The following is a 25,780-nucleotide window of genomic DNA, read 5'->3' as shown; positions in this document are numbered from 1 at the left end:
GTATGGCCAGTCATGTGCACAAAGTGGCAGTGAGGCAGCTGAAGCTTTTACGTTATCGCAATTATTCTTTTTTCAATATTCATTTTTCTGGTCAGCATGTGGTTTTTACTGGCCATAATGGTGCTGGTAAGACGAATCTTTTAGAGGCGTTATCTTTTCTTTCTCCTGGCCGTGGTTTGCGGCGCGCTGTTTATTCTGACGTTAGCTTTGTAGATGGTGGTGGAGGATTTGTTGTATTTGCGCGTCTTGAATGCGCTCTTTATGGTGAAGTAAAGATTGGTACAGCTTTCGAGGTTAGTGATAACAGTCGAAAGGTCCATATTAATGGTGTGAATGAGTCGAGTGATTGCCTAACAGATTATTGTCATATTAGTGTCCTAACACCGTCTATGGATGGTCTTTTTACAGGTCCTTCACTTGAGCGCCGTAGTTTTTTGGATCGTATGGTTTTGGCGATTGATCCCTTGCATAGGCGCCGCATAGCCGATTATGATAGAGCTATGCGCGCACGTAATCGTTTGTTTTTAGATGGAAATGAAGATTGTGCTTGGTTTGATGCTTTAGAAAAGCAGATGGCAGAACTGGCGACAGCTATTTCTGCGGCGCGTGTTGATGTTATTCGTCTTTTAAATGACATGTTTACACAAATGCCATCACAGATACCTTTTCCACGAGCTTTTTTGCAAATTGATGGTTTTTTGGAAACAGCTCTTAGTGAAATATCAGCAACTGAAGTTGAAGAACAATTTTGTGATCGATTACGGCATAATCGCGCAATGGATCGTGCTGCTGGTCGGACGTTAGAAGGACCACATCGTGCAGATTTGCAGGTTTTTTATGCTGATAAAAATAGAGCAGCAACATCTTGTTCAACAGGTGAACAAAAAGCGCTGCTGACAGGTTTAGTTTTGTGTCATGCACGTCTAACAGGTATGATATCGGAAAGATCTCCCATTCTTCTTCTTGATGAAATGGCTGCCCATCTTGATTCGCATCGACGTGCTGCTCTATTTGATATTCTTGATGATTTAGCTGTACAAACATTTATGACAGGAACAGATCGTCTTTTATTCGATGACTTAAAAGGACGCGCAGAATTCTTTGAGATTAAGGATGGAGCTTTATTGCCATAAAAACATGCTAAATATTTTTTTAATAAGTGATAGGTCTGAAAGAAAAGGCTTGCTATGTCAGAGATAATAACAATTTTAAATGGTCCTAATTTAAATTTTCTAGGTCAACGTGAGCCAGAAATTTATGGAACTGAAACTCTAGAAGATATTGAAAAAAGATGCAGAGAATGGGCAAAAAAAAATGATATTATAATAAATTTTTATCAAAGTAACTGTGAAGGGCAATTAGTAGCATGGATACAAGAAGCAATAGAGGCAAGTTCTGGATTGATCATTAATCCAGCGGCTTACAGTCATACATCTGTTGCACTTCTTGATGCCCTAAAAATGTTTTCAGGGCCGAAAGTAGAAGTTCATTTATCTCATATTTATCAGCGTGAAGCTTTTCGTCACCATTCTTATACATCTGCAGGTGTAGACGCTGTCATAACTGGGTGTGGAGGTGATGGATATTGGTTTGCACTTGAGTATATTGCAAAACAATTAAGCAAAACAATTAAATTGTGATAGATAAAGAGTAGGCGTTTAATAAGAGTAATATAGGCATTGAATTCTCTTGATAATTATTTTCAAATCTGTACAATGTGAGGTATATATTTATGACAATTTTTAGTGCGTATGACGGGGGTAAATAAAGGTGAAAAGCTTTGTTAGACAATTAGAAATGCTTGTGATTTTAGGGGGAGCACTGCTTTTGTCTGGTTGTAAAATTGATGTTATACAGCCATCAGGTTATGTTGCACGTCAACAGCTCATTTTGATCGTTGTTTGTGTGGTGGTGATGCTTTGTATTGTCATCCCAGTTATGGTGAGTGTGGTATTTTTAGCTATAAAATATCGTGCATCGAATATGAAAGCGGACTATTCTCCTGATTGGGCGCATTCAAATAAAATTGAAGCATTGATGTGGGGTATTCCAGTTTTAATTGTAATGGTTTTAGGTTCATTAACAGCTTATTATACCTATAAGCTTGAACCTACAAATCCTCTTCCAGTGGAAGTTGTGGGTGAAGGAAAGCCATTACAGATTGATGCTGTTGCTCTTGATTGGAAATGGCTTTTTATTTATCCTGAATATGGTGTTGCATCGATTAATGAGATTTATGCGCCTGAAGGACGTCAAGTTTTATTGCAATTAACGTCAGAGAATTCTGTCAATGCTTTTTGGGTTCCCAAATTGGGTACAGTTCTTTACGCTATGCCGCAGATGAATGCTAAGTTGCATTTGGTCGCTGAAGAGCAAGGAGTATTCAAAGGAGCCTCAGCAAATTACAGTGGTGATGGTTTTTCGAGTATGCGGTTTAAGTGGCATTCTGTGTCTTTGCAGGATTTTGAGGATTGGATTGTAAAAGCTCGGGCTAATGGTCGAGTACTTGATCGTGCATCTTATCGTCAACTTTCTATTGCGCCTCGTATGGGTGATATTGCTGCGAAGGAAAAAGATGCTGAAGTTCGTTATTTTGCACCTGTTGAGAAGCGGCTTTACTATCGTGTTGTTAATCGATGTGTCGATGAAAAGACGGTATGTAATGAAGATTTAATGAAACGTGCTGCTGCTCAGACGCTGTGGGGTGCACTATGTTCAGTATTTGATCCTGATGTTATTTAACAGAGTCAATAAAGTAAAGAGCCCTTTTAACAAAGGTTTCTTTTAAACTTGAATTTCATTTGAAATGGGTTGAGAAATGTTTGGAAGACTTACAGATCCTACGGCAGGTGCTTTTCATGCGCTTGCACATGAACCGATCGTTTTGTATACATGTATTGCGATTGTTTTGGTTGGTTTAATTGCTGTTATTGCTTTAACAGCACTTGGGTGGTGGGGAATTCTATGGCGAAATTGGATTACAACGGTTGACCATAAACGCATAGGTATTATGTACATCGTTCTTGGAATTATTATGCTTGTTCGCGGTTTTGCGGACGCACTTATGATGCGAACGCATCAAGCTTTAGCTCTTGGGAGTGAAACAGCGGGTTATTTGCCCCCTGAGCATTTTGATCAAATTTTTTCGGCGCATGGTACGATCATGATTTTTTTCATGGCCACGCCTATTTTATTTGGTCTTTTTAATTATCTTATACCGCTTCAAATTGGTGCGCGTGATGTTGCTTTTCCCTTTGCAAATAATCTAGGTTTTTGGATTACGGCTGCGGGGGCAATATTAATTAACATATCCCTAGGTGTTGGTAATTTTGGTCGTGGTGGTTGGCTGATGTACCCACCTTTTACAGAATTGCAAACGAGTCCAGATACAGGGGTAGATTATTATTTATGGTCACTTCAGCTTTCTGGTATTGCAACAACAATGGGATCAGTAAATTTTATTGCAACGATGATTAAAATGCGTGCTCCTGGAATGACAATGATGAGAATGCCTATTTTCTGTTGGAGTGCTTTTGTCAGCAATGTTCTTATTTTAGTTATTTACCCTGTCTTGGCTGTAGCATTTGCACTCTTGGCATGCGATCGTTATTTGGGCATGAATTTCTTTTCTAATGTTGGTGGCGGAAATCCGATGGTATGGATTAACTATGTTTGGGTTTTTGGTCATCCTGAGGTTTATGTTTTGGTTGTTCCTGCTTTTGGAATTGTTTCTGAAGTTGTGTCAACTTTTTCTTCAAAGCGCCTCTTTGGTTATACTTCGATGGTATGGGCCATGTTGGTTATTTTGATTCTTTCGCTTCTTGTTTGGGGACATCATTTTTTCACAATGGGTGGCGGTGAAGCTGTAAATACTTTCTTTGGTATTGCGACAATGATCATCGCAGTTCCAACAGGTGTAAAAGTCTTTAATTGGCTGCTTACGATGTATAAAGGTCGAATTCGCTTTGAGCCTCCAATGCTTTGGTGCATGGGCATGATCTTTACATTTGTTGGTGGTGGATTAACCGGTGTTTTATTATCTATTGTCCCTGCTGATTGGCAGTTTCATAATTCGCTCTTTTTGATAGCACATTTCCATCATACAATTATTGGAGGTGTGGTTTTTGCGTACTTAGCGGGGATTGCATTTTGGTTTCCAAAAGTTTTTGGTTATAAACCAAATCGCATACTAGGTATTGCATCTTTTTGGTGTTGGTTTATTGGTTTTTACCTTGCCTTTTTCCCCGTTTATGCGCTTGGTTTAATGGGGGCGACGCGTCGTCTTCAACATTACATGGAACCTAGTTGGCAGCCGATGTTTATTATTGCTGCATTAGGTGCTTGTATTATCTTACTTGGTATTCTTTGTTTTGTGTTACAGGTTGTTTTGGCGATTTGGTACGGTATTAAGCATAAAGGTCACTTACCGGTAACATTAAATGATTCTTGGGGTGATGCACGTACACTTGAATGGTTTACCTCTTCACCGCCTCCTTCCTATAATTTTGCCCTCCTTCCAAAGATACAGTCTGATGACGCTTATTGGAATATGAAGAAAAGTGGTTATCAACGGCCGACAAGTGGATTTACAAAAATTCATATGCCATCAAATACATCTGCTGGAATTATTGCGGGATTCTTCTCATTAGTTGTTGGTTTTGCACTTGTTTGGCATATTTGGTGGCTTGTTGCGGTTGGACTGGTTGGTTTTATTGCAACGCTTGTGTGTCATTCATTAACAGGTGATCATCATGGTTACTATATTCCAGCTGAAGAAGTGCAAAAAACTGAAGATGCCTTTACGGCTGTTCTTAAAGAACAAGGAGTGACAGTATGAGTGCTGTAACAATGAATAACGCGAGTACTATAGATGAACTTCACCACGATAGTAGCTCGGTAATGACGTTTGGTTTTTGGGTCTATATTCTTTCAGACTTAATCCTGTTTTCGACATTGTTTTCAAGTTTTGCTGTATTTTCTGCTTCTTATGGCGGTGGTAAAGCGGGCAATGAGTTTATAGATTTAAAGTTTGTTTTGGTTGAGACTGCTTTCTTGTTGTTTTCATCCGTCACTTATGGCTTTGCAATGGTACAAGCACATAAAAATAACATCAGTGGTGTGCGTTTATGGATGGCTATTACCTTTGTATTGGGGTGTTGCTTCATTGGTATGGAACTTTACGAATTTCATGAACTTTTGAGTGAGGTTTTTTATTTCGATCCAAATGCTTATGCGGGTATTGATCCTGCAACAGGTTTACAGCTTTTTGGACGGGAAATTCTCTCTGCTTATTGGTCAGCATTTTTTGCTTTGGTTGGCACCCATGGACTTCATGTAAGTGTTGGTCTTCTTTGGATGGTTGTGATGTTTTTTCATCTTCGTCGTAATGGTTTGGATCAGAACAATAAAACACGTTTAGCATGCCTTTCCATTTTTTGGCATTTACTTGATATTGTATGGATTGGTGTTTTCACCATGGTTTATCTATTAGGAGCGTTGTGATGAGCGTGCAAAATGAAACACATGGTCCCAGTACTGGTTCCTATTTGGTTGGTTTTATTCTGGCTGTATTTTTCACTTTGGGTTCTTTTGTTCCTGTGATGTATGGAATGATGGAAAGTTGGGCAGTTAGTACAAAGGTTGCGTATCTTATTGGGATGGCGATTATTCAGATTATAGTACAAATTGTTTTCTTTTTGCACTTGAATTCTGGTCCAGACGCCAAGTGGAATTTAAGCGCGTTATGGTTTGCTGCTATTTGCGTTTTTGTTATTATTGGGGGAACTTGGTGGGCTATTTCTCATTTAAATTATAATATGATGGGTGGTTCAGGACGTGTTATTGAACCGGAAATATCAAGTAGAGATGATTCTTCAGTGTCTGAGCAGTTATCAAGCAAAGATATATCCGTAAGAAAACAGCCAGAAAAGATACAGGGTTCAGAAATGCCCATTGGGCAGGATCTAAGTACGCAAACTCCTGTAGATCAAGCACCTGGTTCAGAAATACCCATGGGGCAGGGTCTAAGTACGCAAACTCCTGTAGATCAAGCACCTGGTTCAGAAGTACCCATGGGGCAAGGTCTAAGTACACAAACTCCTGTAGATCAAGCGCCTGGTTCAGAAATACCCATGGGGCAAGGTCTAAGTACGCAAACTCCTGTAGATCAAGCGCCTGGTTCAGAAATACCCATGGATCAAGATCCAAATACACAGTTTCCTGTGGAGTAGTTGTTAGAAATATCTATGGAGCTGATGCGGCATGTATCAGCTCGTAGAAGAAATTCGTAGGATATAAAGAAGGGAAAAAATACAAGATATCAGTGGATATGAGTATCATTATTTTGAATATACTTTTAATTTAAAAGAGAAAGTCCGTGGGGTATTTAGTCAAGCTTTAATTTTTGAGACAAATAGCTATTTGTAGAATATACAAAAAGTGATGTTTGTAAAATTTACTACAAAGAAAGAGAATGTGAGAAACAAGTTTTTATGTTGTGTGAGATAAAAAAACACGAAGCAGTAATGTTTTTAGATTTACAGAATTTATATTAAAGATAGCATTAAAGTTATTTGTAATAATAATATGCAATTGAAATCAAAAATTTAGAGAATAATCAGAAAACTTAATGAAAACCGTTGCAATGACAGTTATTGGTGCTGGTTCTTTTGGTACTGCATTAGCGATAGCTCTTGCCCGTAATGGTCATAATGTTTTACTTTGGGGATATAGTCCTCAACATATCAAAGAATTACAGGAACAACGTTGTAATCAAGTATATTTACCCGATATTCGATTTCCTGACAATTTATTACTTGAAGCTTCGCTTGAAACTGCAATAACGGCGAGTCACAATATATTAATCGCAGTTCCAAGCCATGTATTTCATCAAGTTTTGTGTAATATTCAGCCTTATTTAGATCAGCATTCACGTGTTATTTGGGCTACAAAAGGTTTAGAACATGGTACTGGACGTTTTTTACAAGAGGTTGCTCGTGAGATTTTAGGTGAAAAAATTCCTTTAGCTGTTTTTTCTGGACCAACTTTTGCTCAAGAACTAGCTATTGGTTGGCCTACTGCAATGACGATAGCAGCTTCTGATGTTGAGTTTGGTAAAGAATTGCAGCAACTTTTTTATTGTGACAAAAGTTTTAGAGTTTATAAAAGTTCAGATATGATTGGTGTTCAATTAGGGGGAGCAGTCAAAAATGTTATTGCTATTGGTGCAGGAATATCAGATGGCATAGGTTTTGGGGCAAATGCACGAATAGCTCTTATCACACGAGGACTAGCTGAAATCAGTCGTTTAGGGGGGGCTATGGGTGCTGAGCTTTCCACATTTATGGGAATGACAGGCTTAGGTGATCTGGTTTTGACATGTACTGATAATCAGTCACGTAATCGTCGTTTTGGAATACTTCTTGGTAAAGGAATAGATATAAAAGAAGCGGAAAAACAAATTGGTCAGGTTGTGGAAGGATACTTAAATACCAAGGAAGTACATACGTTGGCGCAGCGTATTGGGGTAGAAATGCCCATTGTAGAACAAATTTATCAAATTCTCTATTGTGGTAAAAACATAACTGAAGCGGCAAATACATTACTAAGTCGCGCCCTCAAGGACGAAATACAATGATATCCTGTTTTTTAATAATTCAAATCGTAAAAAATAGAAACATGCTATGATAGACATATAAAATAGATTGTATTGATGGTTGTATAAGGTAGTCATATTCCAGCAAATTATAGATTCATATCATTCGATTCTTTATGAAACATGGCTGAAATATAAAAGTTTTTGCTTTTATCTAAGAGCTATCTCTTTGAAGATAAATTATCGTTTCCACTTACACATGTTTATGTAATGTAATGAACAAGATATTTTTATTGTCTCTTAAATTCATCTCACAATGATATTTGCAAACAGAATAATACAAGACTCATTAGGTAGAAGCATCTTATTTATGTAACGTATAAGTTAAGAATATCGGGGCAGGGATATTGTGAATCTCTGTTTTTGTAATTCTTTAAAACAAGAAGACAATCTAATTTGGGAAGAAGATGAAATTTTAAAGCTGAAAATCAGTTCCCATTTCTACAATCATTTTTAAATTCAATTTTACGCTATCTAAAGCAATATCTTTTAAATAATGGAGATTATCTCACACCTTTATTTTCTCATTTTTTAATGAAAGCATTTCTCTGATGTGTCAGGTAAAATAGAACGCCCAAAAAAACACGATAGCTGTTGTATATTCACGCGCTTGTTTTAAAGAGACCTCTCTTAAAACTTCCAAGTCCACTTCGCGACGGTAACCGTGAATAGTGTAACGATAAAGCTATTGTGCACATCCCCATCTTTACGTTTATGAAGGAGGAAGCCGAGCATCATTACACCCCCCAATGTTGAGACAGCTCTAAGCACTTGAAGCTGTTCAGTAGAAATATTTAAGTCTTTTATTTTCTCACATGTCAATTCTGTTTTTTATATGCAAGAAATGATTTTTGGAATTATAACTTTGAAAGTCTAAGGTTGAAAAAAATATTATTGTACTTGTTTGTGGCTGTCATTTACACTGAAAAATAATGTGATTATAAAGATAAAAAATTGATTTATATAAATAATTCATTTTATTTTTGTATTGAGTTAATTAAAAATATGTGTTTGCTTGTCACAAGCGGGTTAGTATGTGGATAAAAATTATTAAAGATACTTCTAATGAATCATCTCAAGTGTCAAGGGTTGTTTCAATATTAGAACATGGCAAGTAAAATGACGGTGTCGGTTTGTCATCTGTATAAACATTAAAATGGTGGTAAAAAAAGGATTTTATGTACTTCACAGGGATTTTTTATACGTTCTACAGGTACCATTGTGAAATGGAATGGCGTGCATTGAGAGATATCTTTAAAAAATGCATGAAGGAGAAACAGCTATAGTGTTTTTGGGTGTTCTATTTTACCTGACACATCAGAGAAATGCTTTCATTAAAGAACAAGAAAAATAAAGGTGTGAGGTAAAGCGTAACCTCCATTATTAAAAAAACATTGATGTACATGCTTTTAAAATCGTAAAGCCTCATTAAAGAATAATAGTAAGATTAATGATTGATTTCTTTACGCCTTCATATTCGTCCTAAATTAGATTGTATTTGCGTTTCAAGAATAAATCAAACGGTAGGAATATTTTTTTCAATTTGCTACACAAAAGCTGAAACTAAGGATTTTAATAATTCTCTAATCTCTGTTTCAAACTACGGTAGCATGAGGGCTGGATATTGATTTATAAGCAACGACAAAAGCGTATGCTTTAGTAAGGTAAATAACGTCATAAAATACACACTTTATCAACCATGGATTGAAGAAATACTCCGGCTTTTTATAAAATATTTTGCGAAACAAGGCATCGTACATCTGGTTTTGTATTGACTTATTCTTACAAACATTTGCACATATGCCTTACGTCATATTATTATAAGTCAATACACTATTATATAGCTGAGAAAGTACTCAATACCCGATTAAAGCACTATGGACATGATTTATTTTCTTTTTTAGTGCAATGAAATAAATTTTATTCTTCTTGGGAATCGTCACTTTTTTTCAGTTCTTCAAGTATTGGCATAGACATGATGTTATAGCCTGAATCAACATAATGGATTTCACCTGTAACACCTGATGATAAGTCAGAGAGTAGATAAAGAGCAGATTTTCCAATTTCATGAATATTTACGGTACGCCGTAATGGGGCATTACGGCGTTGATGTGAAAATATTGCCCGCGCAGCTGCAATACCATTACCTGCTAAAGTTCTAACAGGACCAGCGGAAATCGCATTGACACGGATATTTTGAGGACCAAAGTCCGCTGCTAAATAACGTACCATAGCTTCTAAAGCTGCTTTAGCAACACCCATGATGTTATAATTAGGCACAACTTGCTGTGAAGCACCGTAGGTAAGAGTTAAAAGTGTTCCTCCATTGGGCATAAGCTTACCCGCGCGCTGGGCAATTTCAGTAAAGGAATAAGCTGAAATAACCATCGTGCGTTGAAAGTTTTCACGTGTTGTAACATCAACGTAACGCCCTTTTAGCTGAGTTTTATCTGAAAAACCAATGGCATGGACAATAAAATCAATTGTTTTCCATTCTTTTTCAAGTTGCTCAAAGACGTAATCAATATTTTCACTTTTTTCAACGTCACACTCTAGCACTAATTTGCACCCAAGTTTATCTGCTAGGGGATGAACACGTTTTCCAAAAGCATTTCCTTGATAAGTCAACGCTAATTCCGCTCCTGCTTGTGCGAGCTGACAGGCAATGCCCCAAGCAATTGAATGGTCATTCGCAATTCCCATAATAAGGCCGCGTTTGCCCTCCATCAAACCTTTCATATTATTCTCCGTAAGACCGTACTTTTTTCAATTACTAAGAGCTTTTGTTTATACATAACGTTGGAAAACAAGCGTTGCATTGGTACCGCCAAAGCCAAAAGTATTCGACAATACGGTATTCAGTTGTTGATGATCACGTCGTTCACGAACGATTGGCATATCAGCAAAAGCTGGATCAAGTTCTTCAATATGGGCACTTTCACAAATAAAATTATGATTCATCATTAACAATGTATAGATTGCTTCGTGAACACCTGCTGCTCCCAAGGAATGTCCTGTTAGAGACTTGGTAGCAGAAATGGGGGGGCATTGATCACCTGCTCCAAAGACACGACGGATAGCTTCTATCTCAGGAGGATCACCAACAGGAGTTGCTGTCGCATGGGGATTGATATAATCAATTTTATTATTGACTGTTGCAAGAGCCATGCGCATGCACCGCTCCGCTCCCTCTCCTGATGGGGCAACCATATCATGTCCATCGGATGTCGCACCGTATCCAACGATTTCTCCGTAGATTTTTGCACCACGTGCTTTAGCAAGTTCTAAATCTTCAAGGACTAAAACGCCAGCCCCTCCAGCAATGACAAAACCATCACGATTAACATCATAAGCACGTGAAGCTTTGTGAGGAATGTCATTATATCTGCTGGACATAGCGCCCATGGCATCGAATAAAACAGATAGTGTCCAATCCAAATCTTCGCAGCCACCGGCAAAGATGCGCTTTTGTTTACCATATTGAATCATTTCGTAAGCATTACCAATACAATGATTGGAGGTAGCACAAGCTGAAGAGATTGAATAATTGATTCCCTTTATTTTAAAGAAAGTTGCTAATGTTGCAGATGCTGTAGAACTCATCGCTTTAGGGACAACAAAAGGTCCAACACGTTTTGGACCTTTTTGGCGTGTAATGTCAGCAGCTTCTACGATTGAATGTGTTGAAGCACCTCCAGAACCCATAATAATACCCGTGTGTTCGTTCGATACTTCATGCGGTTCTAGACCCGCATCAGCAATCGCCTGATCCATGGCGATGTGATTCCATGCTGTTCCACGCCCATGAAAACGTAGAGCACGTCGATCTACGAGTTCTTCTATATTAATATCGGGTTTGCCATAAACTCTACTACGAAAGCCTAATTCGGCATATTGAGGTGCGTAAGAAATTCCGGATTTTGCTTCACGTAAACTGGTTAAAACAGCTCTAGGGTTATTTCCAATCGCGGAGACAATTCCCATTCCGGTTACAACAACTCGACGCATTCATACCTCCTCGTTCCATACAGAATAGTGAAAAGTTCTTTCTGACGGAAATAACGTTCAATCTTCTTTGAATAAAGCAACGCGTAAATCATTCGCCTTATAAATAGTCTCTCCATCTGCTTTTAGCCACCCATCAGCTATTCCTAAGACTAAATTTCCACGTCGAATACGCTTAAAATCTATTTCATATTCAAGAATTTTGGTTTGTGGAGTTACCATCCCTGATAACTTTACTTCACCTGTTGATATTGCTCTTCCTTTTCCTGGTTCGCCTAGCCAACCAAGAAAAAAACCTGTTAATTGCCACATACCATCCAGTCCGAGACATCCTGGCATGACGGGATCGCCTATAAAGTGACAATTAAAGAACCACATGTCTGGTGTAATGTCAAATTCGGCGCGAACCATTCCTTTATCGTATTTACCATCAGTTTCACTAATTTGAGTGATTCGATGAATCATCAACATTGGCGGTGCTGGCAATTGCGCATTACCTCTACCAAACATTTCGCCGCGAGCGCAGCTTAGAAGCTCTTCATATGTGTAGCGAGACTTTTGTTCAGCCATTGTTACTCCATTTATTTGCATATATCTTTAATTTCTGCGCTTTTCCCAACCTACTTTTAGAGCAAATTTTAAAGAGAGGGAAATGATTTTATATCATTTTTAATGACAAAAGCCTTTTTTTATGTATTCTACATAGGTAATTATTTAAAAATGGAATACAAGATTACACCATACTATTCCCATTTTTTTGTATTTTGATCTTATTTAGCAGGAATGTATTTGGGTTTGTAATATGTCAGTGAGTGCAGACAATTTAGATATGAATGAAGAGCAACAGTGCACAAAAGAGTGTGGAAAAATGGTGCAATATTATTCCATTTCTATGTTAGAAAAACGTTTGCGTCAAAATGGTCTGCGTCCAACACGTCAGCGGTTGGAACTTGCACATATGATTTTTTCTCAAGGAAATCGTCATATTACTGCTGAAGAGCTCTATGAGGAAGCGGTGAGGGCAGGTGTACCTGTATCTTTAGCAACGGTTTATAATACGCTTCATCAATTTACGGAAGCGGGATTATTACGGATTATTGCCGTAGAAGGCTCAAAAACTTGGTTTGATACCAATACCTCTGATCACTACCATTTTTATATAGAAGGTGAAAATCGTATTCTTGATATTCCTTACAATTTGGAAGAATCTCCCATTATTAGAAATTTGCCTAAGCCACCAGAAGGTATGGAAATTTCACATGTTGATTTAATCGTGCGATTGAAACCAAAAAATCGATCTTGTGATAGGCAGTGAGGATATTCAATAAGGAATAAAATTAAACTTATTGAGTTTGAGTATTCACCAGCCTTTTACTTTTTCATCAGGATAGATTCCCCATAACTGTGGTTGTTGAAGCCATCCGCGCGTATTATTAATATTTAGTTCGCACCATTGTCCATCACATTGGCGGATATTACCAATGACATTAGGTTCTACTTCTGCCACAAGTTCTGCGTTGTCGGTGGGGTTTTTTCGTAGCATCAGTCTTTTAGTTTTATCTTTTTGCCATGGAATAGTTATAGCAGTTCGCTTTCCCGATAAAAGTGATTGATACACCCATCCCTCATCGCCTTCGGCATCACGAATTTTGCGCCATTGATCATATTCTTGAATGATTTCAATAGGTAATCCCTTCTTTTTGTAGGTAAAAATGATAGAATAGTTGCTTCCTGGTCCGACGCGTACATTAACGCTGGTGGGTTTAATCGAAGCAAATCGCGGAAGTGGTAAACCACTGGGCCCTAAATTTTGATTAAATGTTTGTGCATGCAACAAATGAGGTGAACCTAATACAATGACTGTTGCTATTAAGATACATGATGCGAGTATTGAAACGCGAAACCAACGAGAATTTTGCACACCGAACTCCTTTATTTCATCATATATTGGAAATTTAAAATCTGAAAGATAAGACTGGAAACTGATAAAAAGTATGACACACTGCTCGTTAAAGAGATCTAAACGATGAGAAAATTGCTACAAAAATATCAAAATAAGGAAAACAAAAGCTTATATTTCTTAGTGCGTATCTTTTTTATGAGGGGATAGATATAAATAAACATTGGATTTTTATGTAGCTGTACGCGTGATAAAACAGTAAAGTATTACTGGAGCCTTAGCAGTTTTTGTACAGGAAATTAGGGCTAAAGTATTGCATCTCTTTTCTGAGTTTGTTTCTCGAAGTAAAAGTGCATGTATGCATACTATGAACAAAGAGCTGTTCAGAAAGGGATTATTGTGTGGCTTGAAAAGAAGTTTTGAATGAACAAAATAATACGATAAATAAAACATTTAAGCGTAAAAATATGAGCGACATTATAGAGTAGATTGATATATGAAGGGCTAATTTAAACAGGACACTTTTTCGTGATAATTCATTTATAAAATTTGCTACACTCTAATCTTATGCCATGATAATGCTTATCCGTATGGTAGATAAGCTGGCTCCATCGTTCTATTTACCAGCTTTCAATGTTATGCAGTTCCTATTATTTATGGTGTTCATAAGAAGCATTTTTGTTTTTTCTTAAATAGCTTTTATTCTATTTGCATACGAATCCCGCTTATGATGTACAAGAAGATAATCTTGATTGATTCAATATGAGAAGGCATTGAGAAACTGTACGTTATTCAGAATTATTAATTAATATGAAAAACAATTACTTATAATAACAAATCACTGCGTTAAAAACTTTAACTCGTTATTTAAATTGTAAAAATATTTCCATCAACAATGGTAATAAAAGGCACATTCATCCATCTTAAAATACAGTGTTTTCTCTGTTTATTGTCAAATTTCTTTTTCTCTAACTCAGTATAGAAGAAAGTTGAAAGAAATAGAAGGGCTTATTCGATACAATTATGAGGGTAATTACATAAGTGATGAATAGAAGAAATTTATCAAGAAAAAAGAATTTATAGTTCAGTGGTTGAAATTCGTCATCCTTTAGAGAGACAGAATCAAGAGATATAAAAAGTTATGGAATTATATCGTTTCGTTACATAACTGAAGGGAAAGAGGATTATGAATTTGATATTATATTTTACACACAATCGCATATTGCGATAGTTATTTTTGTTTTGTAATCAGACCTAGGATGATCGAAAGATGTAGAATATTTAATGACAAAAAAGAAGTTCATCATGAAATTTGTACATAAGAAGCAGTGATGTAAGAGATATCCAGAAGGAGAAAATTATAGTGAAAAGTGATAATAAAACACCTCACACTCAATTCACATAGGAAAAAGTCGCTTAAATATCTAAAGTGTAGTTTGTTATCTATTTTTAAAATATAAGAGTGAAATAAAAACCACCTTTATGATAGAAATCTTATTATTTTCAAATAACTAACATATTAGATAACATTGTACACAAAAACCCACACACAAGCAATTTATTGCAATCGCCTATGAAGAAAAATTTTCTAGTAGCTTATTACCTATTGGTTATGCAGTTATATAATATCATAAAGTATATTACTTTACCGCAACAGTTCGTCCGTTACTAACAAAACCTTCTCTTTGTGCACGCTTACGAGCAAGCTTACGTGTACGACGAATAGCTTCAGCTTTTTCACGAGCACGCTTCTCAGATGGCTTCTCATAATAACTACGCATTTTCATTTCACGGAAGATACCTTCACGCTGCATCTTTTTTTTCAACGCACGGAGCGCTTGGTCAACATTATTATCACGAACGAGTACTTGCACTATCTATCCTGCTTTTTTCAGTGTCATAAATGATAGGAAAAAACCTACGTCCTTTTAAAGGCATATCCAAAAGGACAAGCACTTATATCATATAAATAAGACATTTGTCTATATCGCTTTTTAAAATTCTATTTTTTTTACAATAAAACGCTTTTTATAATGAATGATAGAATTTACGGTTATAAATTTATGAAAGTCCTTGTATTTGATCATTTTCGTCAAGATGAATTTTTTCAGCCGCGGGATAATGGGGTAGTCCCGGCATGGTCATAACATCTCCACAAATGACAACAATAAAACCGGCTCCCGCACAGAGACGAACTTCTCGTATGGGAATTTCAAAATCAACAGGAGCGCCGTATTGCTTGGGATCAGAAGAAAAAGAATAAGGTGTTTTTGCCATACAAATAGGGTAGACGCCAAACCCCTCTTTTTCCCAAGATTCAAGTTGTTTGAGAATAGGGGCTGAGATGATGGCGCCACGTCCACCGTATAGCTTTGTTATAATACAATTAATTTTTTGAACGAGTGGAATATCATCTTGATAGAGAACTTTAAAATCAGAATCGTGCTTTTCAATCAAGGTAACGAGTTCTTGTGCAAGTTCTATAGCGCCTTTTCCACCTTGTTCCCAATGCTTACAGATAATAGCTTTGTGTCCAGTTGTTGCAACTATTTTTTGTAATGTTTTTATTTCAGCATCGCTATCGCTGTCAAAATGATTGATAGCCACAACACAAGGAATACCGTAGTGCTTCATATTTTTTATGTGTCGTAAAAGATTGGCAGCTCCTTTTTCTAAAGCGGTAATATTTTCTTCTGTCAGGTTATTTTTATCCAGACCACCGTTCATTTTTAATGCACGAATAGTTGCGACGATCACTGTAGCATTTGGTACAATACCTGCTTGCCTACATTTGATATTGAAGAACTTTTCTGCTCCAAGATCTGCTCCAAACCCTGCTTCTGTGACAACATAATCCGCAAGTTTTAAAGCAGTTTTTGTTGCTATAACTGAATTGCAACCATGAGCAATGTTGGCAAAAGGTCCTCCATGAATGAGAACAGGATTATTTTCAATTGTCTGTACGAGATTGGGTTGTATAGCATCTTTGAGAAGAACTGCCATTGCACCTTCCGCATTGAGATCAGCAACGGTGATGGGCGTTTTATCATAACGATAAGCAACAATAATTTTTTTGAGTCTTTGTGTAAGGTTTTCTAAATTTTCAGAGAGACAAAGAAGCGCCATAATTTCTGATGCAACAGTAATATCAAAACCTGTTTGACGTGGAAAACCATTTGTTATGCCCCCCAATGAAATGACAATATCGCGCAATGCACGGTCATTCATATCAAGAACGCGTTTCCAAACAATGCGACGTGGATCAATGTTTAGAGTATTTCCCCAATAAAGATGATTATCTATCATTGCGGCAAGAAGATTATGAGCAGCTGTAATAGCATGAAAATCACCGGTAAAATGTAAATTAAGGTCATCCATTGGAATGACTTGCGCATAACCACCACCAGCAGCACCACCTTTTACACCAAAACAGGGACCTAAAGACGGTTCTCTCAAGGTAGCTATTGTTTTTTTACCAATAAGATTAAGAGCATCACTTAGTCCAACTGTTGTTGTTGTTTTGCCTTCTCCGGCAGGTGTGGGATTGATAGCTGTGACAAGGATAAGTTTACCGTCTGGATTTTTATTAAGCGATTTTATGTATTCAGAAGAAATTTTAGCTTTATCATGGCCATAGGGAATGAGATTTTCATGTGAGATACCAATTTTTTGTGCAATTTCAACAATATGTTGCTTTTTAGCAGTGCGAGCAATTTCAATATCAGTTTTAGGCATGGAAAAATTCTTTAAACTTATCTTTTATTAATATTCGAGATCTGTACCCCATGGGTTAATTAGAAAAATTCATAGAGAACAGAAAATATTAAGATATCATAGAAGTCGATGATATGCCATGCAAGAGATAATGCTAAAGAAGCACAAGAAGAGTTTTATTGTTTTTTAGGAAAAAGAATCACTTTGCTTTTAAGCAGTAAAAATACGTTTAATTCAATTAAAAATATTGCAGAAAGAAGCTGTGGTTTGCAACAAAATGCTGATGATATTAATGGATACCATAAGTGTTTTATAGTGGTACGTTTGAGAAGTAGTTTATTTATTCTTTCCAATAACACACTGAAAAAGTTTTACATGGTGGTAACCCGGAATTTATGGCGGCACATTTGAAGTCCCTCTTAAGATGGGACTGCTAGGAATAAAATATCCAGCAACATCCAGTTATGGAACAGTTAGAAATAAGAACGTAAAAAATTACCTAACTGATTAGAGAGTATAATCCGGAAGAGACCAAAAACAAGCGCATAGATTGAAAAAAGAAAACAACAATACACGCTACTCATGCAATCGCTACGATTATTAGCTAATAAAAGCCCTTAGGGCTGAATTGAAGGACTCATAACATCTTATTCTAGCAAAATGGCTAAAGAAACGACTCACAACAGAATGAAATAACAAAAAAACAAAGATAGGTAAAAATAAATCACAAAATAAAGAATTTAAAAAGTCTGCTTTATAAGTAAGATATTGATAGATGGCGCACCCGAAGAGATTCGAACTCCTGACCCCCAGATTCGTAGTCTGGTGCTCTATCCAGCTGAGCTACGGGTGCATATATTTCAATTTTTTACATTGTCTAAGACAAAGGGTTCCTAATCGTTTCATTAAAGAAATGCAAGTGAAACTTGGATAGTAATAAAAAAATCTCTCTTTTTTATGAGATATTTTAAAAATATTATGGCTTCAGTTGGTTTTGATATGAACATTTTTTTGTTGTGACCATACAAAGCAATATGAACGATAGTTAACTTGACGTTTTTATAGATGAAAGATAATCAAGCAGAGATGAGATCTGTTTTTTGCGGTGGGGGTAAGACACACACACCCGCTGTTGGGTTTTTGTGTAAAACGCCGATATTACTGTTGAAAACTATTTCAGATAAACATGACACAGCAAGGGCGGATGTATGGCGTTATTAAAAAAGAGCTTTCCATTAGTGTTTTTAATCGTTGTTTTAACGGTTACTTATTGGGCTGGAAAAAAGAGTGCAGAACAACCCATTTCTATGGTGGATAAAACAAAAGTATCAGATAAAACTTCAAATGGAAAAATGGGAAGGCCACCGGTAAATGTTGTCGTTGATCTTGTAAAAATTCAAGATTTTTATGAACAACTTAACGTTTTAGGGAGTGGAAAAGCTCTTGCAGAAGTTGAGCTTACCCCTTTATCCTCAGGTGTTATTGATAAGCTTTTTGTATCAGCAGGTACAAAAGTACAAGCCGATGATGTGATTGCAAAGCTTGATTCTAAAAAAGAAGAAATAGCGGCTGCAAAAGCAAAAGTGCAACGTGATAACAATGCGTTAACGCTTTCGCGCATTCTTAAATTACGCGCCAGCAATACAGCAACGGAAGTTCAAGAAATTATGGCACGCTTAGAGTTGGATAACGCAAATTTAGTTTTGCGTAATGCTGAATTAGATCTCGATCGGCGAACAATTCGAGCACCGATTCCTGGAGTTGTTGGTATTTTGCCCGTTGATGCGGGGAATAACGTGACCCTTAATACTGTAATAGGCCGTATTGAGAATAGAGAACGTATTTTGGTCGATATATGGGCCCCTGAACGATATGTGTCGCGCATCCATAAAGGAGATGAGGTAACGGCAACGTTAGTCGCGCAGCCAGATATGTCTTTTGTTGGTCATATTTATGCGATTGATAATATCGTTGATCCAGAAAGTCGCACACTTCATGTTCAGGTTGAAATCAATAATGAAAAAGATACGCTCATGTCTGGTATGTCCTTTTCTGTTGCCTTGCAATTTCATGGTGGTTCTTTTCCTGTCGTTAATCCTCTTGCAGTTCAATGGAATAGTAAAGGGTCATTCGTTTGGCGTGTGAGAGAAGGGAAAGTAGAGGCTATACCCGTATCAATTATTCAGCATAAAGCAGATCAAGTTTTCGTAAAAGCACCCCTAGAAAATGGTGATCAAGTTGTCATTCAAGGGGTGCAAATGCTTTATCCAGGAAGTAAAGTAACGATTGATGATCCAAAGTCTCATCAACAGCAATTACCAGCAGTTTACGGAACGGATATACAATGAGCCAAGAATTGAGCACAAAACAGCCTACGTCAAAGGTGGAGCAAGGTGGTCTCATTACCTTATTTATTCGCAGACCGGTTTTTACTTTTGTTTTAAATGCTATGATCATCATTGCAGGATTTGCAGCATGGTTAAATGTTGATGTAAGAGAATTACCCGATGTTGATACTCCCGTAACGACGGTTGTGACGGTGTTTTCTGGTGCGTCGGCAGAAACAATTGATCGTGAAGTTACAAAAGTTATAGAAGATGCCGTTTCTCGTGTTTCAGGTGTTAAGACGATTTCTTCAACGTCTTCTTTTGGGCGCTCCCGTGTACAGATTAATTTTAATGTTGGTGTTGATTTGAATGTTGCGGCATCTGATATTCGTGATGCTCTCTCCCGTATTACCTATTCTTTACCGAAAGATGCGGATTCGCCTTTGATTATTAAAGCAGATTCGAATGCTGCTGCCATGATGTATTTGGTTGTGACGTCACCAACAATGAGTGTTGATGATTTAACCACGATTGTAAACGATCAGATTGTTGATGCAATTTCTGCTGTTGATGGTGTTGGTGATGTACAGGTCGATAGTGCTCGCACAAAGATTTTTCAGATTGATATAGATCAAGCAAAACTTGCAAGTTATGGATTAACTGTAGCAGATATTTCACGTGTTCTTGCTGATATGACAACAGATGTGCCAGTAGGGTCATTACGCAATTCTAAGCAAACTTTAGTTGTACGTGCTACTGCACGTTTAACAACACCAGAATCTTTTGAACAAGTTGTTTTAAAGCCTCATGTGCATCTTGGTGATGTTGCGCATGTTACTTTATCGCCGGATATAGAAACAGTTATTCTTCGTATCAATGGAAAGACAGGTATTGGATTAGGTATCGTGCGTAAAGCACAATCCAACACTCTTAATATTTCTGAAGGTGTGAGAGCCGTTGTTGATAATCTCAAAAGTATTGTTCCTTCTTCTGTACATATAGACGTTATTAATGACGATGCAATTTTTATTAAAAGCGCTCTTCATGAGGTTGAAGTTGCGTTGGTCATTGCTATTTTGAGCGTTATCTTGGTCATTTTTCTTTTTCTCAGAGACATTCGTGTAACGCTGATACCTGCTGTATCTCTTCCTGTCGCTTTGATTGGTACCATTGCGGCTATTTATCTTGTAGGGTTTTCATTGAATATTCTCACATTTTTAGGACTTGTTTTAGCAACAGGGCTTGTTGTGGATGATGCCATTGTTGTTCTTGAGAATATTGTTCGGTGGCGCAACATGGGATTAGGTTCCAGAGCAGCAGCGGTGATAGGAACACGTGAAGTATTTTTTGCTGTTTTAGCAACAACACTGACATTAGTGGCTGTGTTTGTTCCTATTTCCTTTCTTCCTGGGCAAGTTGGAGGGCTTTTTAGAGAATTCGGTTTTGTTTTGGCAATTTCTATTTTGCTTTCTTCAGTTGTTGCCTTAACGCTTTGTCCCATGTTGGCTTCACGTTTTCTCAAAGAACATATTGAGGATAAAGAGGAAGAGTCCCATCATTTTGCTTTTTTATATAAATTAGGTACTTTTTTTCATAAGGCATATACTTACAGTTTGCATAAGTGTTTAGAAAAGCCTTGGGCTGTTGTTTTTGCTTCACTTATTTTTGGGGGTCTTTGTGTTGGAGGCTATACGAAGCTACAACAGGAATTAACGCCAGCAGAAGACAGAGCTGTGATCTTTTTGGTTATTAATGGACCACAAGGTATTTCAACACAATATTTGAACGAGCAAATAGAGCAAATTGAAGCAAGTCTACAGCCATTACGTGATGCAGGAGAGATTGCTAACAGTTACTCTATCGCGGGTGCTGGCGGTTCACCCAATACTGCTTTTTTGATTTTATTGCTTTCATCTTGGGATAAACGTTTACGTAGTCAGCAAGAAATCGTGAAAGATATTAATGCAAAGGTTAAACAGTTTCCCGCAGTTTTTGTATTTGCTGCGCAGGGAAATTCTTTGGGTGTGAGAGGAACTGGGCAAGGGTTGCAATTTGCAATTCTTGGCAATGATTATACAACATTACAACCCATTGCTGATAAGCTGGTGAGTGCTTTACAAGATGATCCGCGTTTTATTCGCCCACGCCTTACTGTTGATGCAACACAACCGCAATTTTTTATTGAAATCAATCGAAAAAAAGCCTCCGATTTAGGGATTGATATCGCCAATTTGGGCGATACATTACAAACAATGTTGGATGGTAAAAAGATTGGTTCCATTAACGTGGATGATCATTCTTACGATGTTAAATTGATATCGCGTACAAATTCTATGAAGAGTCCTAGCGATTTAGAAAATATTTTTTTAAAAACCAAAGACAATCGATATGTTCCTTTATCTGTTATTGCGCGTTTACATGAAAAAGCTATTGCTCCTCAATTAAAACGGGAAAAACGCATGAATGCTGTTGTTTTAAGCGCAAATCTTGCTCCAGATATCGCTTTAGGGGAAGCTTACCAAACTGTACAGAAAATTGCTTCTCCTTTGTTATCAAAAGGAACCTATTTGGTTCCCTTAGGGGAAGCCGAAACGCTTAATGAAACATCTTCCAATTTTATGATTGTTTTTGGCATTGCCTTTTTGATTATTTTATTGATTTTGGCTGCTCAGTTTGAAAGCTTTATTTCAGGATTCATTATCATGGCCACTGTCCCATTAGGGATTGGTTGTGCTGTAATTGCTATGCTATTAAGTGGTGTGAGTCTTAATATTTACAGCCAAATTGGATTAATTTTGTTAATTGGTGTTATGGCAAAAAATGGTATTCTCATTGTTGAATTTGCAGATCAATTACGTGATCAGGGAAGAAGCGTGCGTGAAGCCGTAGAAGAAGCAGCAAACATTCGCCTTCGTCCAGTTTGTATGACAATGATTTGTGCCATTTTAGGAGGTATTCCTTTGGTTTTAGCCAAAGGTGCTGGCGCAGAAGCTCGTATAGCTTTAGGTTGGGTTATCGTTGGTGGCTTAGGTTTAGCAACTATTTTTACGCTTTATGTTACACCGGTTGTTTATCTTTTTTTAGGGCGTTTTATAAGACCAAAAGCAGAAGAAGATTTACGTTTAACAAAAGAACTCAATCAAGTTAAATGATGTATATGATAGAAAAGATTTGAAAGTTTATTCTTGTAAAAATATCATTTTCGGATCTTATCCTTTATATTTTGTATATTCCTTCATTTTTATGTGAGCAGTGAAAATAGCGAGTAATAAAAGAGATACTTTCTGCTTTGTTATTGTTTGGGCATAGATTTCATTATCAATAACCATATAGGATAAGCTTATGGGAGATAGCTTTTCGATTCGAAATGAAATGGCTTTTGAAGCCACATTAAAAGCTTTAAGAAACCATGCCGCAAAGGATGGGGTCTATGATATTCGTCGGCATTTTGTAGAAGATGAACAGCGTTTTTCCCATTTTTCCCTCAGACTTGATGATCTTCTTTTCGATTTTTCAAAATGTGGTGTGACATTTAAAACATTGCAACTTCTAGATGATTTAGCGGTTGCAGCAGATGTGTTAGGCCGGCGTGATGCAATGTTTTCTGGTAAGGCGATTAATACAACTGAAAAACGCTCAGTTCTTCATATTGCATTACGTTTACCTGCTGATGAAATTTTCATGTTGGATGGTCATAATCTTATTCGCGATATTCAAGACGTCCTTGAAGATATGGAAAGATTTTCTGAAAAGGTGCGTGATGGAAGCTATAAGGGAAGCAGTGGCGAGAGAATAAGTGATATTGTCAATATTGGTATTGGTGGTTCTGATCTTGGTCCTGCAATGGTCACATACGCTTTAAAACCTTATCATGATGGTCCACAGTGTCATTTTGTTTCGAATGCTGACAGTGCCCATATTTCTGATACTCTCTCTATTTTGAATCCAGCAACAACGCTGTTTGTCATTGCTTCTAAAACTTTTACAACGGCTGAAACAATGGTAAATGCTCAAGTTGCACGTCAGTGGATTTGTTCACATTTAGGAGAAAAAGCCGTTTGTACGCATTTTGTTGCTGTTTCAAGTGCGCTTGATAAAGTGGCAGAATTTGGCATAGATTCCACAAGCGTTTTTAAATTTTGGAATTGGGTTGGAGGACGTTATTCAATTTGGTCAGCCATTGGACTTGTTGTTATGTTTGCAATAGGTGGTGGAAATTTTCGCAAATTTCTCAACGGTGCTTTGCAAATGGACCAACATTTTAAAACTATGCCTTTGCATAAAAATATTCCTATTCGTTTTGCTCTTTTAGGATTTTGGCATCGTGTTATTTGTGGTTATTCATCACGTTCGATCATTCCTTATGCACAGCGTTTAATACATTTTCCAGCTTATTTACAACAGCTTGATATGGAATCAAATGGTAAGCAAGTCTCGCTGGATGGAAAACCATTAAGTTTTTCAAGTGGTCCAATTGTTTGGGGGGATTCAGGAACAAATAGTCAACATGCTTTTTTTCAGCTTCTGCATCAAGGAACAGATATTATTCCTGTAGAATTTATTTTATTTATAAAAGGGCATGAGAAAAATTTACATTCTATGTATGAGATGTTGCTAGCAAACGGTTTAGCACAATCAAAAGCATTGATGAAGGGGCGTAGTATTGAAGATGCTCGGCATATCTTGATAAAAAATGGAGTTGGTGAGGGTGAGGCAGATCATCTAGCACTTCATAGAAGTTTTAAAGGAAACCGTCCTAGCATTACGTTGGTTCAAGATTTATTAACACCTTTTGCACTCGGTCGTCTTATTGCACTTTATGAACATCGTACTTTTGTTGAAGGGATTTTAATGAATATTAATTCATTTGATCAATGGGGGGTTGAACTTGGTAAAGAATTAGCAAACGAGTTACTACCAATTCTTCGTGGAGAAAGTAAAGCGGATAATCGCGATAGTTCAACATTAGGGTTGCTAGCACATATTCAAGCAAGACGTGCAAAATAAATATAATTTGACAGTAGGTTTTGCACTAACTAAGCAAAAGTAGAATGAGAGAGAAATATGAGATAATTCTTTAATTTTACTATGCGTTCTCTTATTATCTGAACTAGATTTATGTAACAGAAAATAAAAAAAGTGCAAAAATTGTAAAAAGGAGAATTTATTCGCAAAAACGATAAAGACCTTCGAGAGGTCTTTGAAGACCCTTTGAGCCCCCCTTAAAATCCTTCGAAAAAAATAAAATGGTACAAAATCTGCTGACAAGCTACAACCGGCAAACTACGATTAAAGACATTTTAATAATATCGTTTTATAAATTAATGGCGGAGAGAGAGGGATTTGAACCCCCGATAGAGTTGCCCCTATGCCGCATTTCGAGTGCGGTGCTTTCAACCACTCAGCCATCTCTCCATAATAAAGTGAAACAAAAATCGGCACTATTTGAGTGTATAAGGGGTAGATAACCTTCAATTGTTTTTGGTACAACCTTTTTTTCTTTTTTATGGGACTTTATTGACAGAGAATAGAAATTCCTTCATATATACAAAATATAAGCGTGGGGAAATCTGCGCATATTTGTGTTGAAGAAGGTTTTATCCTTCTTTGAGATTTATTACGACTGATAAAAAGCAGCCTATTTTCCCTTATTTCAAGGCAGAAATTAAATAAGAGCTGGAGTGAACGGAAGGATAAAAAATGTTCGCAGTCATTAAAACTGGTGGTAAGCAATACCGCATTGTTGCTAATCAAGTGGTAAAAGTTGAAAAAGTTAGTGGAAATGCGGGTGATGTTGTTGAATTCAATGACATATTAATGGTTGGGCAAGAAGGTAATGCGGTTATTGGTACCCCTGTCGTTGCTGATGCATTGGTGACAGCTGAGATTTTAGAACAGGCACGTGGGCGCAAGGTTATCGCATTTAAGAAGCGCCGTCGTCAAAATTCTAAACGCACGCGTGGCCATCGTCAAGAATTTACGAGGCTTCGTGTTTTAGAAATTTTAATGGGTGGTTCAAAACCTAAAAAAGTTGCTGCAAAACCGATAAAAGAAGAAGCAACTACACCACAAGAAACAAAAGCTGCTGCTTCTATTGAGAAGACGGCTAAAAAAACGGTCGAAAAAAAGACTGCGCCGCAGAAGAAAGCGTCTGTAGCATCAAAGAGTAAGAAAGATTAA

18 protein-coding genes and 2 tRNA genes are annotated in these 25,780 nt (G+C 37.1%); 12 read left to right on the top strand and 8 right to left on the bottom strand.

Annotated elements, in window-relative coordinates; all coding sequences use genetic code 11:
* The first annotated feature begins 2 nt into the window (after nucleotides 1-2).
* The 7 genes from recF (at nucleotide 3) to gpsA (ending at nucleotide 7,636) form a co-directional block, all read left to right on the top strand.
* Entirely contained in the window at nucleotides 3-1,133 is a 1,131-nt protein-coding gene (gene recF, locus ACFILN_RS05180) for a DNA replication/repair protein RecF (protein WP_273790275.1), read from the top strand.
* A 54-nt stretch (nucleotides 1,134-1,187) separates the two neighbouring features.
* Entirely contained in the window at nucleotides 1,188-1,640 is a 453-nt protein-coding gene (aroQ, locus tag ACFILN_RS05175; RefSeq protein WP_375630506.1) for a type II 3-dehydroquinate dehydratase, read from the top strand.
* Nucleotides 1,641-1,770: 130 nt separating this feature from the next.
* On the top strand, nucleotides 1,771-2,742 hold the full coding sequence (gene cyoA, locus ACFILN_RS05170) for a ubiquinol oxidase subunit II (protein ID WP_375630504.1): 972 nt from the start codon (nucleotides 1,771-1,773) through the stop codon (nucleotides 2,740-2,742).
* 76 nt (nucleotides 2,743-2,818) lie between these two features.
* Nucleotides 2,819-4,837, top strand: coding sequence for a cytochrome o ubiquinol oxidase subunit I (gene cyoB, locus ACFILN_RS05165; RefSeq protein WP_273790278.1), 2,019 nt, complete (start codon nucleotides 2,819-2,821; stop codon nucleotides 4,835-4,837).
* Nucleotides 4,834-5,502, top strand: a complete 669-nt coding sequence (locus ACFILN_RS05160) for a cytochrome (ubi)quinol oxidase subunit III (RefSeq protein ID WP_375630500.1) — start codon at nucleotides 4,834-4,836, stop codon at nucleotides 5,500-5,502. The genes cyoB and ACFILN_RS05160 overlap by 4 nt, the downstream gene beginning before the upstream one ends.
* A complete protein-coding gene (cyoD, locus tag ACFILN_RS05155) occupies nucleotides 5,502-6,230 on the top strand; it encodes a cytochrome o ubiquinol oxidase subunit IV (protein ID WP_375671030.1) in 729 nt (242 codons plus the stop codon). The genes ACFILN_RS05160 and cyoD overlap by 1 nt, the downstream gene beginning before the upstream one ends.
* A 398-nt stretch (nucleotides 6,231-6,628) precedes the next feature.
* Nucleotides 6,629-7,636, top strand: a complete 1,008-nt coding sequence (gpsA, locus tag ACFILN_RS05150) for an NAD(P)H-dependent glycerol-3-phosphate dehydrogenase (protein WP_375630496.1) — start codon at nucleotides 6,629-6,631, stop codon at nucleotides 7,634-7,636.
* Nucleotides 7,637-9,574: 1,938 nt separating this feature from the next.
* On the opposite strand, the gene fabI is transcribed toward gpsA, so the two are convergent.
* From fabI to fabA, 3 genes are read right to left on the bottom strand one after another with little or no spacing between them, the layout of a single operon-like run.
* A complete protein-coding gene (fabI, locus tag ACFILN_RS05145; protein WP_273790282.1) occupies nucleotides 9,575-10,393 on the bottom strand; it encodes an enoyl-ACP reductase FabI in 819 nt (272 codons plus the stop codon).
* 48 nt (nucleotides 10,394-10,441) lie between these two features.
* Nucleotides 10,442-11,662, bottom strand: coding sequence for a beta-ketoacyl-ACP synthase I (fabB, locus tag ACFILN_RS05140; protein WP_273790283.1), 1,221 nt, complete (start codon nucleotides 11,660-11,662; stop codon nucleotides 10,442-10,444).
* A gap of 57 nt (nucleotides 11,663-11,719) precedes the next feature.
* Entirely contained in the window at nucleotides 11,720-12,229 is a 510-nt protein-coding gene (gene fabA, locus ACFILN_RS05135; protein ID WP_273722474.1) for a 3-hydroxyacyl-[acyl-carrier-protein] dehydratase FabA, read from the bottom strand.
* Between the two features lie 232 nt (nucleotides 12,230-12,461).
* On the opposite strand from fabA, the gene irrA reads away from it, so the two are divergent.
* A complete protein-coding gene (gene irrA / locus ACFILN_RS05130; protein ID WP_273790284.1) occupies nucleotides 12,462-12,974 on the top strand; it encodes an iron response transcriptional regulator IrrA in 513 nt (170 codons plus the stop codon).
* Nucleotides 12,975-13,019: 45 nt separating this feature from the next.
* Here the strand turns inward: irrA and ACFILN_RS05125 are convergent, their stop codons facing one another.
* The 4 genes from ACFILN_RS05125 to ACFILN_RS05110 all read right to left on the bottom strand — a co-directional run bounded on the left by ACFILN_RS05125 (nucleotide 13,020) and on the right by ACFILN_RS05110 (nucleotide 18,126).
* The gene (locus tag ACFILN_RS05125) at nucleotides 13,020-13,580 is read right to left on the bottom strand and encodes an SH3 domain-containing protein (RefSeq protein WP_026500127.1); all 561 of its coding nucleotides are present in this window, start codon (nucleotides 13,578-13,580) and stop codon (nucleotides 13,020-13,022) included.
* A 1,619-nt stretch (nucleotides 13,581-15,199) separates the two neighbouring features.
* Nucleotides 15,200-15,433, bottom strand: coding sequence for a 30S ribosomal protein S21 (gene rpsU, locus ACFILN_RS05120; protein WP_012754552.1), 234 nt, complete (start codon nucleotides 15,431-15,433; stop codon nucleotides 15,200-15,202).
* A gap of 187 nt (nucleotides 15,434-15,620) precedes the next feature.
* Complete coding sequence (locus ACFILN_RS05115) at nucleotides 15,621-17,294, bottom strand: formate--tetrahydrofolate ligase (protein ID WP_375637189.1); 1,674 nt, start codon at nucleotides 17,292-17,294, stop codon at nucleotides 15,621-15,623.
* Nucleotides 17,295-18,049: 755 nt separating this feature from the next.
* Nucleotides 18,050-18,126, bottom strand: a tRNA-Arg gene (locus tag ACFILN_RS05110).
* A gap of 355 nt (nucleotides 18,127-18,481) precedes the next feature.
* Here ACFILN_RS05110 and ACFILN_RS05105 point away from each other — a divergent pair.
* The 3 genes from ACFILN_RS05105 (at nucleotide 18,482) to pgi (ending at nucleotide 24,607) form a co-directional block, all read left to right on the top strand.
* A complete protein-coding gene (locus ACFILN_RS05105; protein ID WP_375630490.1) occupies nucleotides 18,482-19,621 on the top strand; it encodes an efflux RND transporter periplasmic adaptor subunit in 1,140 nt (379 codons plus the stop codon).
* Complete coding sequence (locus ACFILN_RS05100; RefSeq protein ID WP_375637185.1) at nucleotides 19,618-22,752, top strand: efflux RND transporter permease subunit; 3,135 nt, start codon at nucleotides 19,618-19,620, stop codon at nucleotides 22,750-22,752. The genes ACFILN_RS05105 and ACFILN_RS05100 overlap by 4 nt, the downstream gene beginning before the upstream one ends.
* 190 nt (nucleotides 22,753-22,942) lie before the next feature.
* Nucleotides 22,943-24,607 (top strand): glucose-6-phosphate isomerase, encoded by a 1,665-nt coding sequence (gene pgi, locus ACFILN_RS05095; RefSeq protein WP_273790288.1) that lies wholly within the window; start codon nucleotides 22,943-22,945, stop codon nucleotides 24,605-24,607.
* 318 nt (nucleotides 24,608-24,925) lie between these two features.
* On the opposite strand, the gene ACFILN_RS05090 is transcribed toward pgi, so the two are convergent.
* A tRNA-Ser gene (locus ACFILN_RS05090) sits at nucleotides 24,926-25,015 on the bottom strand.
* A gap of 285 nt (nucleotides 25,016-25,300) precedes the next feature.
* Here ACFILN_RS05090 and rplU point away from each other — a divergent pair.
* Nucleotides 25,301-25,780: a 50S ribosomal protein L21 gene (gene rplU, locus ACFILN_RS05085; RefSeq protein ID WP_375662950.1), complete on the top strand. Its 480-nt coding sequence runs from the start codon at nucleotides 25,301-25,303 to the stop codon at nucleotides 25,778-25,780.

Source organism: Bartonella sp. CL434QHHD (assembly GCF_042195145.1).
In the GTDB taxonomy this organism is placed as follows: domain Bacteria; phylum Pseudomonadota; class Alphaproteobacteria; order Rhizobiales; family Rhizobiaceae; genus Bartonella.
This window is presented reverse-complemented; position numbering and strand designations above follow the sequence as displayed.